This is a genomic window from Diaphorobacter sp. LR2014-1 (genome assembly GCF_002916785.1).
Classification (GTDB): domain Bacteria; phylum Pseudomonadota; class Gammaproteobacteria; order Burkholderiales; family Burkholderiaceae_C; genus Diaphorobacter; species Diaphorobacter nitroreducens.
Map to the genome: position 1 here is coordinate 1 of NZ_MTBE01000026.1, position 14,412 is coordinate 14,412.

A 14,412-nucleotide genomic window follows, 5' to 3' on the forward strand; every position below is an offset into this window, starting at 1 on the left:
GGGCGTGTCCGAATTTTTGTGTAAACGGTTCGGACTTCAGTTGACGGAGATGCGGTCTCCGAACTGAATGGTAAAGCGGGTCAGCGCAGCCTTCCAATCCCGGATGGGCATGGTCCACTTCTGGCTGATGTTGCGCAGGGCCAGGTAGAACAGCTTGCTCAGCGCCTCATCGCTGGGGAATGAGCCCCGGTTCTTGGTCAGCTTCCTCAGGCCCATGTTCACCGACTCGATGGCGTTGGTGGTGTAGATGACCTTGCGGATTTCCGGCGGGTAGTCAAAGAACGGGATGAGTCGGCTCCAGTTCCTGCGCCAGGACTGGCCAATGGGCAGGTACTCGGCATCCCAGCGCTCCTCGAATTCCCCGAGCATCAGCTCGGCCTCCTCGGCGGTGGCGGCCGTGTAGATGCGGCGCAGGTCGGCAGCCACCTCTTTGCGGCGCTTCCATGAGACGTAGTTCAGGCTGTGGCGCACCATGTGAACGATGCATAGTTGCACCACCGCCTTGGGAAAGACGGCCTCAATGGCGTCAGGGAAGCCCTTGAGCCCATCGACGCAGGCGATGAAGATGTCCTGCACGCCCCGGTTGCGCAACTCGGTGACCACCTGCAGCCAGAACTTGGCGCCCTCGGTCTGGGCCAGCCACAGGCCCAGCACCTCCTTGTCGCCCGTCATGGTGATGCCGATGGCCAGGTACACCGCCTTGACCCGCACCGCGCCCTCGCGCACCTTCACATGGATGCAGTCCAGATAGACGATGGGATAAATCGGCTCCAGCGGTCGGGCCTGCCAGGCCTTGACCTCGTCGGCCACGGCATCTGTCACCGAGGAAATCAGGCTGGGTGAGACCTCGGTGCCGTACATCTCTTCGAGGTGGGCCTGTATCTCGCGCACCGTCATGCCACGGGCGTACAGCGAGATGATTTTGTCGTCGAAGCCGGCCCAGCGGGTCTGGTGCTTGGGGATGAGCTGAGGCTCGAAGCTGCCATGGCGGTCGCGTGGCACTTCGATGGGCAATTCGCCGAACTCGCCCTTGAGGGTCTTCTTGCTCTTGCCGTTGCGGGTGTTGCCAGCGGGGTTGGCCACCGCCTCGTTGCGTTCATGGCCCAGGTGCTCAGTCAGCTCAGCGTCCAGGGCTCGCTCGACCAGCAGCTTGGTAAGTTGCTTGAGCAGACCGTTCTCGCCGATGAGGTCTTCGGGCTTCTTGTAGTTGGCCAGCAGGCCAGACAGCAGTTCTTCGGGTACGTCGTGTTTCTTGGTGTTCATTGTGCTTACGGACAGGCCGGCTTACGCCGGCGGTGGATTGTCCGTTTACACAAAATTCTGCACACCCTCGTTTCTGCAATGCAGCGTAAGGAGCCATTTGAGCCTGGCGGCCGAAGTACCGCAGTCGGACCGCGACCGGCCGCTGGGAGCAGTGCCCCTTCCTGAGGAACTCCAGCTTAAGAGTCTGTAGCACCAGGTGCTATAAGATACGGGTTTAGTTGACGGAACGCTGGAGGAGGTGGACAGCGATGAGCAAGATGAGGTCACCCGTCATTGAAGCCGTGCGCGACACCACCAAAGGCCTTCGGAAAGCAGGCGTGATGGATCAGGTCACACTGCGCGAAATCGACCCGCTGTGGTTGCCTCCGGTCGAGCCATTGGAGCCGGCCGAAATCAAACGCATCCGCGAAAGCGCTCATGTCAGCCAAGCGGTTTTTGCGCGCCTGCTGAACACAAGTCTCTCGACCGTTCAGAAGTGGGAGATCGGGCAGAAGAAGCCCGCGGGCACTGCGCTCAAGCTGCTGCACCTCGTTCAGAAGCGCGGCCTGGAGGTTGTCGCATGACTGCGATGCTCCTGCAACACTCGATCCGACCGCAAGTTTGCGGACCAGGCTTCGGCAATGAAATCCAGTCTGTCTGCGTGCTATCACTCGTCCGACGGCTCGCAATTAAAGGTGATACCGCATGAACGCCGATATTCTGAAAAGAGTAGTACGAGCCATTGCCGATGGTTCGCAATCCGACTTGGACCGGCTTGCCGGCAAGATCGTCGAAGCAGAACGCAAGACAGGCCACGTCAGACTGGCTGAGCAGCTGGAGGCCATCCTTAAGCAGCCCAAGACAAGACGTGCGCCGCCGTCGCCGACTCCGTCGGCTGACATTGAGCGCACGCTGAAAGAGCTGCCCATGAGCCGGCGTCACGGGGAGACGCTGGCCACGCTCATTCCGCACGACCAGTTGGAACACCACATGGTGCTGCCCGAAGCGGTAGAGCAGCGCTTCGCCCGCATCGAAGCCGAGTACGCGGCACGTGACAGGCTGCGTACCTTCGGGCTCAAGCCCCGCAAGACTGTGTTGCTATACGGGCCACCGGGCTGCGGCAAATCGCTGGGCGCTAAGCGGTTGGCTTGGAATACTGGCTTGCCACTGATGAAAGTGCGCTTCGATGTGCTGATTTCGTCTTTTTTCGGCGAGTCAGCCCAGAACCTGCGATCCATCTTCAGCAGCGCCCGCGAGAAGCCCTGCGTGCTGCTGCTCGACGAATGCGACTTTATTGCCCGGTCACGCACGGCCTCCAAAGACATCGGCGAAGTCTCTCGCATCGTCAACTCCTTGCTGCAACTGATGGAGGAATACGACGCGCCGGGCCTACTGGTCGCGACGACGAATTTGGAGTCCGCATTGGACCCGGCGCTGTTCAGACGCTTTGACGATGTCTTCGCAATCCCGCTGCCTGGAAAAGCAGAGATCGAGAAGTTGCTTAAGTTGACGCTCTCCAGCGTGCGGATGGACAAACCTATCCACTGGGATGCTCTAGTTACCAGACTCGAAGGATCGTCTGCCGCGATGGTCGTGAAGGCCGGCCAGGACGCCGCCAAAGCTGCCGTGCTGGCCGGCCACCCCTCCCTGTCGCAAGACAAGCTGCTTAAGGCCATCGACGAGCTTCAGCGGCATGACGCAGCGCAGAAAGCCTAAGCCATGCCGGGTGCGCACAACTTTGAACACCTGCCACTGCTACTGCGCTATCAAGGCAAAGCGCGCCTGCGCGGAGGCGGCGATCCGTCGCCGCAAACGCTCGCCAATAAGGGAGCGCAACGCCAAGCGCACAGCGTCGCCCTGGACACGGCGGCGCAGGCGCTCAGTCAGAACTGGCAGGCCCGCAAGGCGCAGCGACTGGCGGCAGGGCTGGTCTTGCCCGACATCCCGGCGGGCATTCCCATCCTGCTGCAGATCGACACCGGCCTCGACCTAGACGCGCTGCGCGCCAAATTCGAATTCGAGATCGTGGCGGAACAGGAAGACGGCTATGTGATTGTGGCGTCTGAGGACATTCAGCTGACGGCGTTCCGCAACATGGCCCGGGGATTTGCTGTCACCGTGCACGGCTCGGCGACCATCGCCGAGGTCCACACGCTGTTCGACGATCCCAACCAGACAGACCGGCTGGGCCGCATCCTTTCCGACCAGTTGATAGCTTCGTGGGGCTACATCGACGAAGACCAGCTCTACATCGTTGACGTTGGCATCGCCTGTGCCGGCACGCAGGAAATTCCGCCTCGTCCGGTGCGAGGCAAGCGCGCGACTGACGCCCAGTGGGCGGCCAAGGAGTATGAATGGTCTGAGCGGCGGGCCAGTGCGTACAACGAGTGGGACGACATCAAGATCGAACGCGAGACTTCCATCCAGAAGTTCACAGATTTCTACCAAGCCGAAATCCTGCACATGCGGGATAGCGCCGACTTCGACGCGGGCGTCTTGCCTGACAGCTTTACGGTTCGGCTGAAAATCTCGGGCAAGGGGCTGAAGGACTTCGTCCTGAACTATCCCTACATCTTCGAAGTCGTCGAACCGGAAGATATCGCGCTGCCCCAGCACCTGAGCCAGCAAGGCGTGCAAGCGGCAACCGCCGTCGCGCCGGTCGCACCCGCCGCTGATGCGCCCGCCGTCTGTGTCATCGACAGCGGTATCCAAGAAGCGCACGTCATGCTCCAGCCGGGTATCGATCAAGCAACCTCATATTGCTTCCTACCGGGTCAAGCAGCGACAGCCGTCGCCGATGAAGTCGCGCCAGGTGGCCACGGCACACGCGTCGCTGGCGCAGTGCTTTATGGCGAAGATATTCCGGCTGACGGCGCACCGCAGTTGCCGTTCTGGATTCAAAACGCCCGCGTGCTCGATGCCCAGAATGCGATGCCGGTCGAGTTGTTCCCGCCCGAGGCGCTGCGCAAGGCGGTCGAACGCTTCAACGACAGCCCGCGTCAGACCCGCATCTTCAATCATTCAATCAACGCGCGCAGCTACTGTCGCACGCGCTACATGTCGTCGTGGGCGGCGGAGATTGACCAGTTGTGCAATGAACGGGATGTGCTCATCGTGCAAAGCGCCGGCAACCTGCCGCTGAAAGGCACGCCGCCATTCCTGGGCATCGCCGACCATCTGACCGCCGGCCGCGACTACCCGGCTTACCTGGTGGAAAGCTCAGCCCGCATCGCTAACCCAGGTCAAAGCCTGCAGGCATTGACCGTTGGCTCAATCGTCTATGACGCGGCAGAGCAAGGGGCATGGCGCACCTTCGCTACGCAGCCTGCAGGTCCGTCTGCATTCTCGCGGACGGGCCCTGGCATCTGGAACGTCATCAAGCCTGAAGTTGTGGAGTATGGCGGCGATGCCGCTCTCTCAAACAATGAGCCGCCCGACCTACAGGCCGGTGGCGTCATCCCTGCCGCTTGCCCCTATCTCGTCCGCTCGACGCTGTATGGTCCCGGACCCGCAGCTGACCGTGACACTGCCGGCACCTCTTATGCAGTGCCGAAGGTCGCGCGCATTGCCGCCCAAATACAGCGTGTCCTGCCTGCTGAGCCGGCGCTGCTGTACCGCGCACTCGTCGTGCAATCAGCGCAGTGGCCGGCGTGGGCAGAAGACCTGCTGACACGTTTGCGCAATCCGCCGCCCGGCATGACGCCTCAAGAAAAGCAGGCTCTACTCGCCTCGGCGTCTAGTGCTTTACGCAGCTTGGGTTTCGGTATTCCGGATGCGGAACGAGCCACTACCAATACTGACCATCGAACGACACTCATTACGAGCAGGGAGATCGGTATACATGCCGGTGAGTGTCACATCTATCAAGTGCCTATTCCCGCCGAGCTGCGTCAGCAGGCCGATGAATTCGATATCCGGATTGACGTGACCATGTCCTACGTCGCCCAGCCGCGGCGCACGCGCCGCAACCTGCGCCGGTATCTTTCAACCTGGGTCGATTGGAAGGCCAGCAGGCTGGGCGAGGGGCTGCATGATTTCCGAGTGCGCGCTATGAAGGACGCGGCAAACGGCGAGGCGCCGCTGCCTGGCACCACGCTGCCTTGGGTGCTGCATGACAAGCCCCAGGATGGCCTGATCCGCGACTTCAAGCGCAACAGCGGGACGGTGCAGAAGGACTGGGCGGTCGTCCGCTCGAACAGCCTTCCCGACCACTTCTGCATCGCCGTGGTCGGCCATCAGGGTTGGAGTCATGACCCGGACTCGACGGCGCGCTATGTGCTCGCGGTGACCTTTGAAATCCTGGGCGGCGAAATCACGATCTATGAACCGCTGCGCGCAGCAATAGCCGAACTTCAGGCCCAGACCGAAGTCGAGATCGAGGGCAACGAGGTCGAAGTGGAAGTCGAAGCGACTGAGTGACCCGCGGACACAGATCCAAAATAGGAGACAGAGTTGGTTGACTTTAAGAAGCAACTGGCCGGGAAAAAAGCTGAACGCCCTACCGATCCGGTGAAGCTGTTGACACCTTAGATCGTACGCACGATAAAGGGGCCGCTGCGGCCCGATGAGGGCGCAGTGATGAAGGATTGCTTTGACAGCCCATCGCTAGCAGAAAGACGTGATCGTCAAGCTACACAAGGGGCAGGACAAGATGCTAATCGGCCTGCTGGTGCTGCACTCCCGGCGCAACAACGGCAAAGGGCCGGCCAAATAGCCGACGACAGCTATCGTTCGAAGCAGCCGCTCAGCGTCCGAGACTGAGCGTCGGCTTGCAGCCTCTTGCAGTCATCGGAGCGTTTAGGGGCTGCTCGGACCGCAAGAACTTCTGGGAAAACCGAAGAAAAAGAGCGCTCACCTTGAGCGCTCTTTTTTGTATAGCAAAAAGTCCAATCCAGACCTAGGCGACATTCGCATGTATTGGTCTTCTTCACCCGTTGAATTCGAGTTTACGACTTTACAGTTACAAATGACCGCCCCGCAAACCCGCATGAATGCTAGAGGCCTGTTTACGACTTTATTTGCGAGTTTACGACTTTAATTGCCCGGATTAACCATGCCGCCGGCGTGCTTGGCCTTACTCCACCGTGACGCTCTTGGCCAGGTTACGGGGCTTGTCCACATCCGTTCCGCGCGCGCAGGCCGTGTGGTAGGCCAGCAGTTGCAGCGGCACCACGTGCAGCAGCGGCGACAGGGCGCCGTAGTGCTCTGGCATGCGGATGACGTGCAGACCTTCGCTGCTGTCGATATGGGTATCGGCATCGGCCAACACGTAGAGCACGCCGCCACGGGCGCGCACTTCTTCCATGTTGCTCTTGAGTTTCTCCAGCAGCGCGTCGTTGGGCGCCACGGTCACCACCGGCATGCTGCTGGTGACGAGAGCTAGCGGGCCGTGCTTGAGTTCACCCGCAGGGTACGCCTCGGCGTGGATGTAGCTGATCTCCTTGAGCTTGAGGGCACCCTCCAGTGCAATGGGGTAGTGCAGTCCGCGGCCCAGGAACAGGGCGTTCTCCTTCTTCGCGAAGTCCTCGGACCAGCTGATGATCTGCGGCTCCAGCGCCAGCACGGCCTGCAGTGCGGCGGGCAGGTGGCGCATGGCTTTCAGGTAGTTGCCCTCGGCCTCCTCGGTCAGGCGCCCGCGCGACTGCGCCAGCGCCAGGGTCAACAGGAACAGTCCCGCCAGCTGCGCGGTGAAGGCTTTGGTCGACGCCACGCCAATCTCCACGCCGGCGCGGGTGACGTAGGCCAGCTCGCACTCGCGCACCATGGCGCTGGTGGCCACGTTGCAGATGGTGAGCGTGTGGCGCATGCCCAGGCTCTGCGCATGGCGCAGTGCGGCCAGGGTGTCGGCGGTTTCGCCGGATTGGCTGATGGTCACCACCAGCGTGCGCGGGTTGGGCACGCTGGTGCGGTAGCGGTATTCGCTGGCCACTTCCACCTGGGTGGGAATGCCCGCGATGCCCTCCAGCCAGTACTTGGCGGTGCAGCCGCTGTAGTAGCTGGTCCCGCAGGCGAGGATGAGCACGGAGTCGATCTCCTTGAACACACGCCAGGCTGCCGCGCCCTGCTGTCCGGGCTGGCCCACGCCGTCGAACAGCTCGGGCACGATGCCCTGCAGGCCGTGCAACGTGTCGGCAATGGCGCGCGGCTGTTCAAAGATTTCCTTTTGCATGTAGTGGCGATAGGGCCCCAGCTCCACCGCACCACTGTGTGCGTGCACGGTGCGCACGGGGCGGCTGCCGGCGTCCAGCGGCTGGCCATCGGCCGTGGTGATCCAGTAACGGCCCAATTGCAGGTCCACCAGGTCGCCCTCTTCCAGGTACACGATCTGGTCGGTCACACCAGCCAGGGCCATGGCATCGCTGGCCAGGAAGTGCTCACCCTCACCGACACCCAGCACCAGGGGCGAGCCCGCGCGCGCACCCACCACGCGGTGCGGCTCGTCCTTGTGGATCACGGCGATGGCGAACGCGCCGTGCAGCCGCGCAGTCGCGGCGCGCACGGCCTGGAACAGGTCGCCGTCGTACAGGCTGTCCACCAGATGCGCGATGACTTCGGTATCGGTCTGGCTGGAGAACACGTAGCCGCGCGCCTGCAACTCGGCGCGCAACTCCTCGTGGTTCTCGATGATGCCGTTGTGCACCAGCGCGACGCGGCCGGGGCGCTCTGCCTGCGCCGGCGCGGCACCGGGTCCATGGCTGAAATGGGGATGGGCGTTGTGCACGGCGGGGGCGCCGTGCGTGGCCCAGCGGGTGTGGGCGATGCCCGTGGCGCCTTGGAGGTGTTCATGGTTCACCTGCGCCAGCAATTCGGCCACGCGGGCAGTGCTGCGCGCACGGTACAGGCCACCCGCGGGCATTTCGCCCAGGCTCGCCTTGTGCACGGCGACGCCGCAGGAGTCATAGCCGCGGTACTCCAGCCGCTGCAGGCCCTGCACCAGGATGGGAACGATATTGCGGGTGGATACCGCGCCGACGATGCCGCACATAAATACTGCTCCGATGAAAGAATGGGCGAGATGCTAGGCGGCCTCTCAAGAAATTTTTGATCTGATTTTCATTACATATGAACAAAAATTTCTTCCGCCATAATCCAAGAAGTATTTATTCATAAAACACACTTTTATGGAATCTGATTCCTCGCTGGATGCCGTGGATTTGCAATTGCTGGACCTGCTGCAGCGCGACGCCTCCCTCAGCAACCAAGCTATGGCAGAACAAGTGCATGTCTCCCCACCCACCTGCCTGCGCCGCGTGCGGCGGCTGCACACCCTGGGCCTGATCGAGCGGCAGGTGGCGCTGTTGCAGCCCGACCGCCTGGCCGCGCTGCAGGGCCACGGGCTGGCTGCGATCGTCGAGGTTGCACTGGACCGCCAGGGTGCCGAGCACCTGGACGCGTTCGAGGCCCGCGCCGTCGCCGAAGACGAGGTCCAGCAATGCTGGCGTGTCTCGCCGGGGCCGGACTTCGTGCTCATCGTGCACACGCGCGACATGCCGGGCTACCTGGCCCTGTCGCAGCGGCTGTTCACGCAGGACGCCAATGTGCGCAACGTGAAGTCGTTCTTCTCGGTCCACCGTGCAAAGTTTGAAACAAAAGTACCTCTAGCGCTTATCTAGCAAGCGTCAACAGCTATTGAATTTATAGCAATCCTGCACGACCTCTTGACCTTCCGGGACAGCGACTCCACTCTGTGAACCTCAAGGCCGCGCCCACTGCGGGCCGGCCATGCATGGAGGGACGCATGGAGTTCAAGGACTACTACCAGATCCTCGGCGTGGCACGCGACGCCACTGCCGCCGACATCAAGAAGGCCTACCGCAAGCTCGCGCGCCGGTACCACCCCGACGTGAGCAAGGAGGCCGATGCCGCGGCCCGCATGGCCGAGGTGAATGAGGCCAATACCGTGTTGTCGGACCCGGAGAAGCGCGCCGCCTACGACGCGCTGGGCCGCGAGGCACCGCACCGCGCGGGGCAGGACTTCCGCCCGCCGCCGAACTGGGACGCAGGGTTCGAATTCACCGGCACGCCCGGCGCCGAGGGCATGGACGCGGCGCAGTTCAGCGACTTTTTCGAGCAGCTCTTCGGCCGTGCCGCCCGCGCCCAGCGCAGCCGGCACGCGGGCCCGTCGGCCCATGATGGAAGCGGCAGAACCTCACCGCAGCGCGGGCGCGACCACCACGCCAGCATCGAGCTGGACCTGCGCGATGCCTACCTGGGCGCCGAGCGCACGCTGACGCTGCGCGGCGCGCGGGTGGACGACAGCGGCCACCTGGTCAATGAAGAACGCCAGTTGCAGGTGAACATCCCCAAGGGGGTGCGGGAGGGCCAACTCATCCGCCTGGGCGGCCAGGGCGGCCCGGGCCTGGGCGGCGCGCCCGCGGGCGACCTGTTCCTGGAGGTGCATTTCAAGCCCGACGCACGCTGGCGCGCCGAAGACCGCGACGTGTACCAGTCCGTTACCCTCGCGCCCTGGGAGGCCGAACTGGGCGGCCCCGTCGAGGTGCAGACACCCGGCGGCGCCACCGTGGAAGTGACCGTGCCGCCGCGCTGGAAACCCGGCCGCAAGCTGCGCCTGAAGGAGCGCGGCATTCCCGCCGCCACGCCCGGCGACCTGTACCTGGAACTGCACGTGGCCCTGCCCCCCGCCACCAACGAGGCCCAGCAGCAGGCCTACCGCGCGTTCGCGCAGGCCTTCCCGCAATTCCAGCCCCGCAAGCCCTCTACGCAAGGAGCCTGAGCATGCCCACGCCCCCATTTGTTGATCATGCCCTGGCCGAGCTGCTGGACGAGCAGCCCCGCCTCACGCTGGAAGACCTGGCACGCACCTGCTGCATGCGCCCCGACTGGGTTGTGGAGCGCCTGGAGGCCGGCTTGCTGCAAGGCGAGCAGGCCGGCGGGCACTGGCGGTTCAGCAGCGCAAGTGTGGTGCGCGCGCGGCGGCTGGCACGCCTGGAATCCACTTTTGACGCCGACCCCGAGCTGGCCGCACTGACGGCAGACCTGATCGAGGAAGTGACCGCGCTGCGCCAGCGCCTGCGCGAGCTGCAGACGCGCCTGGGCCTGCCTGCGGCGATGCCTTGAGCGCGGCGGCGGGAAGCGCGGCAAGCGCAGGCCGCTACTGCGCCGCAGCCGGCCACTCCAGCGCCACCGTGCAGCCCGCACCGGGCGCCGCGGTGGCCTGGATGCGGGCGCCATGGCGCTGCGCGATCGCCTGGCACAGCGCGAGACCCGCGCCCACGCCCTCGAATTCGGCTTCGCGGTGCATGCGCTGGAACACGCCAAAGAGCTGCTGCGCGCGCGTGCCATCAAAGCCCACGCCGTTGTCCCGCACGGTGATGCGCACACCGCCCTGCGCCGCAGGTTCAGCCTGCACCTGCACATGGGGCTGCGCCACGCCGCGCGAGAACTTCACCGCATTGCCCAGCAGTTGCACCAGCAACTGGGCCAGCAGCTCGGCATCGGCCTGCACGACGGGCAGATCCGGCGCAATGTTCCATGCCGCGCCTTCGGCCGCCGCACCCAAAGCCTGCCGAGCGTCCTGCACAGCCACGGTCAGCGCAACGGCCCGGGGCCGCAGCGCAGCGCTGCGCGCGCGGGCGATGGCCTGCAGCCCGTCGATCATCTGCGCCATGCGGCGCGCGGACTGCTCCATCGTGGCCAGGAAACCCAGCGCCTCGTCCACCTGCGGCGGCTGCTCCTGCAGTACCTCGCGCACCAGCGCGCCATAGGAGGTGACGTGGCGCAGCGGCGCGCGCAGGTCGTGCGACACACCCCGTAGAAAGTCCTCCTGCGCCGCCGCCATATCGCTGATCTGCTGGCGCGCCTGGGCCAGTTCGCTGCGCAGCTGCGCCAGCGTGTCCGCCGGTGGAATGCCCTCGCCGGTCATGGCCTCAACCCTTGGCCTGTTTGGCGGGGCGCTTCCAGTTCGCGATGCTCACCTGCCGGCCACGCGCCACGCTCAACCCCCCGGGTGGCGTGTCCTTGGTGATGGTGGAGCCGCCACCCACCGTGCCGCCCGCCCCAATGGTGACGGGCGCCACCAGCACGCAGTTGCTGCCGATGTGCACGTCGGCCTCGATCACCGTACGGTGCTTGTTGGCACCGTCGTAATTGGCGGTGATGCTGCCGGCGCCGTAGTTCACGCGCTCGCCCACGCTGGCGTCGCCCAGGTAGGCCAGGTGGTTGGCCTTGGCGCCGTCGGCCAGCGTGCTGTTCTTCACCTCCACGAAGTTGCCAATGTGCACCTCGCGCCCCAATTGCGCGCCGGGGCGCAAGCGCGCGAAGGGACCAATCAGTGCGCCTTCGCCCACATGGGCGCCGGCCTTCTCGCCATCGATGTGGGTAAAGGGGTGGACCACCGCGCCCGCGGCGATGGTGGCGTTGCTGATGTGGCAGTAGGCGCCGATGCGCGCGCCCTCCCCCAGTTCCACGCGGCCGGTGAAGATGCAACCCACGTCGATCTCCACATCCTGCGCACAGAGGATTTCGCCGCGCGCGCCGCTGCGCGCATCGTCGCGCAGGTCAAAGCGCGCGGGGTCGGCCAGGCGAACGCCCTGCTCCATGAGTGCCGCGGCCTGGGCGCGCTGGTGCGCGCGCTCCAGCTCGGCCAGTTGCGCGGGGCTGTTCACGCCCGCCACCTGCAGCGCATCGCCAATGCAGTGGGCCGCCACGGGCACGCCGTCCGCCACGGCCATGGACACGATGTCGGTCAGGTAGTACTCGCCCTGCGCGTTGTCGTTGGTCAGACGCGCCAGCCAGCCCGCCAGGCGCTGCGCGGGCACGGCCATGATGCCGCTGTAGACCTCGTCGATGGCGCGCTCGGCATCGTTTGCATCCTTGTGCTCCACGATGCGCTGCACCGTTCCGCCCTCGCCGCGCACGATGCGGCCGTACCCTGTGGGATCGGGCAGGCGCACGGTGAGCAGCGCAAGGCGCTCGCCCGCCCCGGCCTCGACCAGCGCGCGCAGCGTCGCGGCCTGGGTCAACGGCACGTCGCCCGACAGCACCACCACCGTGCCATCGCCCGCCAGCGCGGGCGTGGCCTGCTGCACCGCGTGGCCCGTGCCCAGCTGCGGCTCCTGGCGCACGAACTTCAAGTCAAAAGTGCCCTCATGGCCCGCCAATCCTGCGCAAGCAGCTTCTACTTCTGTAGCGCCATGGCCCGTTACCACCACCACGCGGCGCGCCTGCAGGCTGGCGGCCTGGCCCAGCACATGGTGCAGCAGGGGCCGGCCGGCCAGGCGCTGCAAGACCTTGGGAATGCGGCTTTTCATGCGCGTGCCCTTGCCCGCGGCCATGATGATGATGTCCAGTGCTGTCATGAAGGTGTAGAGAGTGGAAGGTCGTCGTGTCCTGCCAGCCCAGGCCGGCAGCCCTCCGCCATTATCCCGCCGCCCATGCGCTGCCCCTCTGCGGCGCGGCTGCACCACCGCCTCTGATTGCTCCTAAAAAAATAGCTGCTAGCGCCCGTCATTCGGGCGCTAGCAGCCAGTTTGATGCGATAGCCGGATGGTCAGGCGCGGCAGACATCGCCCCGGGGGGAGGCGTACTGCGTTGACGGTGCGCGCACCGCGGCGGCGCTGCGCCACTGGAACTGCAGCGGCTCGCGGCCCATCGGCTCGACCACGGCGTGCTGGCCGGAGGCCACGCACACGCTCTGGCCCGCGTGCAGCATGAGGTCCCCCGAATCCTCGCGCCAGCCATGGGGGCCGTCGCTCAAGGTCACCCAGGCCAGGCCGCTGACCACGCGCAGTTGCATCGGCGCGCGGGGGTGCAGGCTGCGCGCCGCGCCCTGGGGAATGGTGCACAGTTCCGGTGCGGCAACGCCGGCGGGAACGCTGGAGGCTTGCGAATGCAGAACTTGCGAGGTGGTCACGGTCATCTCCTGGTAAACCCTTTGAAGTGACGTCAGTGTGCGACTGCGGCCCGGGCACCGTCCAATGAAAACGGAAGGCCTCATCGATTACGGAACGGCATCAATCACGGTATCACCCCATTGCCCCGGGGGACGGCAACCGCCAGCAGTGCTCCCGCTGCCTGAGCAGCCTGCTGCGCGATCGATGAAAAAGCGCTAGCATTTTGATTCCTAATGGTCATCAATCTGCCATGAACTCCCCCCTCTTGCCCGCCAGCGCTCCTCCCATCGCGCATCTGCGCACCCGGCCCGTGGCCGTGGGCCATTGGCGCGCATTTCTGGCCGTGGCGCGGCATTTGAACTTCCGCGCCGCGGCCGAGGAACTGGCCCTGACCCAGTCGGCGGTGAGCCGCCAGATCCAGGCGCTGGAGGACGAAGTGGGCGTGCCCCTGTTTCTGCGCCACACGCGCGCCGTGGAGCTCACCAGTGCAGGCGGCCAGTTGCAGCGCGCCGTGGCACCCGCGCTGGAGCGCATGGACGCGGCCGTGCGCCTGGTGCGCCAGACGGCGGGGCGCAAGAGCGTTGCCATCACCACCTGGGCCAGCTTTGCGTCCATGTGGCTGATCCCACGCATGGAGGAATTCCAGCGCGACAACCCCGACATCGATATCCGCATCGACGCAACCGACACCATCGTGGACCTGGAGACGGCCGACATGGACCTGGCCCTGCGCTCCAGCGTGCCCGGCACGCAGGCCGCGGGCGCGCAGCGGCTGTTTGGCGAGCAACTGGCGGTGGTGGCCAGCCCCTGGCTCCTCAACAGCATGCCGCCCATCCGCACGCCGGCCGACGTGGCGCAGTTCACGCTCAGCGAGGCAGGCGACGCGCACCGCATGCCCTATTTCGAGTGGATCACCTGGCGGCGCTGGTTCGAACTGCACGGCCTGGGGCGGCTGCAGCCCAAGCGCTGGCTGTACTTCAACTACGCGCAGCAGATCGTGCAGGCCGCGCTGGCCGGACAGGGCCTGGCGCTGGCGCGCATGCCGCTGATCGCGGAAAGCCTCGCCTCGGGCGACCTGTAGGAGGTGCTGCCGGGCCACCGGCTGGACTCTCCGCTGGTGTACTGGCTGGTCGTCGGCCCGCGCAGCGGCCAGCGCCCCGAAATCCAGGCGTTCAGCGCCTGGCTGCTGCTGCAGGCCGAAGCCACGCGCCAAGCCGTCGGCGAAGTGCCGGACACGGACCTGGTCGAAGACATCTCCTGAGCGCGGCACGGTTGCTCCTCTATTTATAGCGCCTAGCGCGCGATGGGCGGGCGCGTT

General features: G+C 65.1%; 11 protein-coding genes and 1 pseudogene. 7 read left to right on the top strand and 5 right to left on the bottom strand.

Translation table 11 applies throughout. The annotated features are described in order from the left end of the window. Positions 1-36: 36 nt before the first annotated feature. Positions 37-1,263 (bottom strand): IS256 family transposase, encoded by a 1,227-nt coding sequence (locus BV908_RS15880; protein WP_103738104.1) that lies wholly within the window; start codon positions 1,261-1,263, stop codon positions 37-39. A 248-nt stretch (positions 1,264-1,511) separates the two neighbouring features. Between BV908_RS15880 and BV908_RS15885 the strand changes: the two genes are divergently transcribed. The 3 genes from BV908_RS15885 (at position 1,512) to BV908_RS15895 (ending at position 5,661) form a co-directional block, all read left to right on the top strand. Then, a complete protein-coding gene (locus tag BV908_RS15885; RefSeq protein WP_103738606.1) occupies positions 1,512-1,826 on the top strand; it encodes a DNA-binding transcriptional regulator in 315 nt (104 codons plus the stop codon). 121 nt (positions 1,827-1,947) lie between these two features. Further along, entirely contained in the window at positions 1,948-2,958 is a 1,011-nt protein-coding gene (locus tag BV908_RS15890) for an AAA family ATPase (RefSeq protein ID WP_103738607.1), read from the top strand. Positions 2,959-2,961: 3 nt separating this feature from the next. Then, positions 2,962-5,661, top strand: coding sequence for a S8 family peptidase (locus BV908_RS15895; RefSeq protein WP_210434033.1), 2,700 nt, complete (start codon positions 2,962-2,964; stop codon positions 5,659-5,661). A gap of 655 nt (positions 5,662-6,316) precedes the next feature. Here the strand turns inward: BV908_RS15895 and glmS are convergent. After that, on the bottom strand, positions 6,317-8,227 hold the full coding sequence (gene glmS, locus BV908_RS15900; RefSeq protein ID WP_103738608.1) for a glutamine--fructose-6-phosphate transaminase (isomerizing): 1,911 nt from the start codon (positions 8,225-8,227) through the stop codon (positions 6,317-6,319). 136 nt (positions 8,228-8,363) lie between these two features. Between glmS and BV908_RS15905 the strand changes: the two genes are divergently transcribed. The 3 genes from BV908_RS15905 (at position 8,364) to BV908_RS15915 (ending at position 10,320) form a co-directional block, all read left to right on the top strand. Beyond that, a complete protein-coding gene (locus BV908_RS15905; RefSeq protein ID WP_103738609.1) occupies positions 8,364-8,855 on the top strand; it encodes an Lrp/AsnC family transcriptional regulator in 492 nt (163 codons plus the stop codon). Positions 8,856-8,980: 125 nt separating this feature from the next. Continuing rightward, positions 8,981-9,976, top strand: coding sequence for a DnaJ C-terminal domain-containing protein (locus tag BV908_RS15910; RefSeq protein WP_103738610.1), 996 nt, complete (start codon positions 8,981-8,983; stop codon positions 9,974-9,976). Between the two features lie 2 nt (positions 9,977-9,978). Continuing rightward, entirely contained in the window at positions 9,979-10,320 is a 342-nt protein-coding gene (locus tag BV908_RS15915; RefSeq protein ID WP_103738611.1) for a chaperone modulator CbpM, read from the top strand. 34 nt (positions 10,321-10,354) lie between these two features. Here BV908_RS15915 and BV908_RS15920 read toward each other — a convergent pair whose 3' ends face one another. The 3 genes from BV908_RS15920 to BV908_RS15930 form a co-directional block, all read right to left on the bottom strand. After that, positions 10,355-11,125, bottom strand: a complete 771-nt coding sequence (locus BV908_RS15920; protein ID WP_103738612.1) for an ATP-binding protein — start codon at positions 11,123-11,125, stop codon at positions 10,355-10,357. 4 nt (positions 11,126-11,129) lie between these two features. Next, complete coding sequence (gene glmU / locus BV908_RS15925; RefSeq protein ID WP_103738613.1) at positions 11,130-12,560, bottom strand: bifunctional UDP-N-acetylglucosamine diphosphorylase/glucosamine-1-phosphate N-acetyltransferase GlmU; 1,431 nt, start codon at positions 12,558-12,560, stop codon at positions 11,130-11,132. Positions 12,561-12,751: 191 nt separating this feature from the next. Beyond that, positions 12,752-13,120 carry a DUF2917 domain-containing protein gene (locus tag BV908_RS15930; RefSeq protein ID WP_246867526.1) on the bottom strand — a complete coding sequence of 123 codons (369 nt, stop codon included), beginning with the start codon at positions 13,118-13,120 and terminating at the stop codon, positions 12,752-12,754. Positions 13,121-13,344: 224 nt separating this feature from the next. Here BV908_RS15930 and BV908_RS15935 point away from each other — a divergent pair. Beyond that, a pseudogene (locus BV908_RS15935) lies at positions 13,345-14,355 on the top strand (LysR substrate-binding domain-containing protein). The last annotated feature ends 57 nt before the right edge of the window (positions 14,356-14,412 follow it).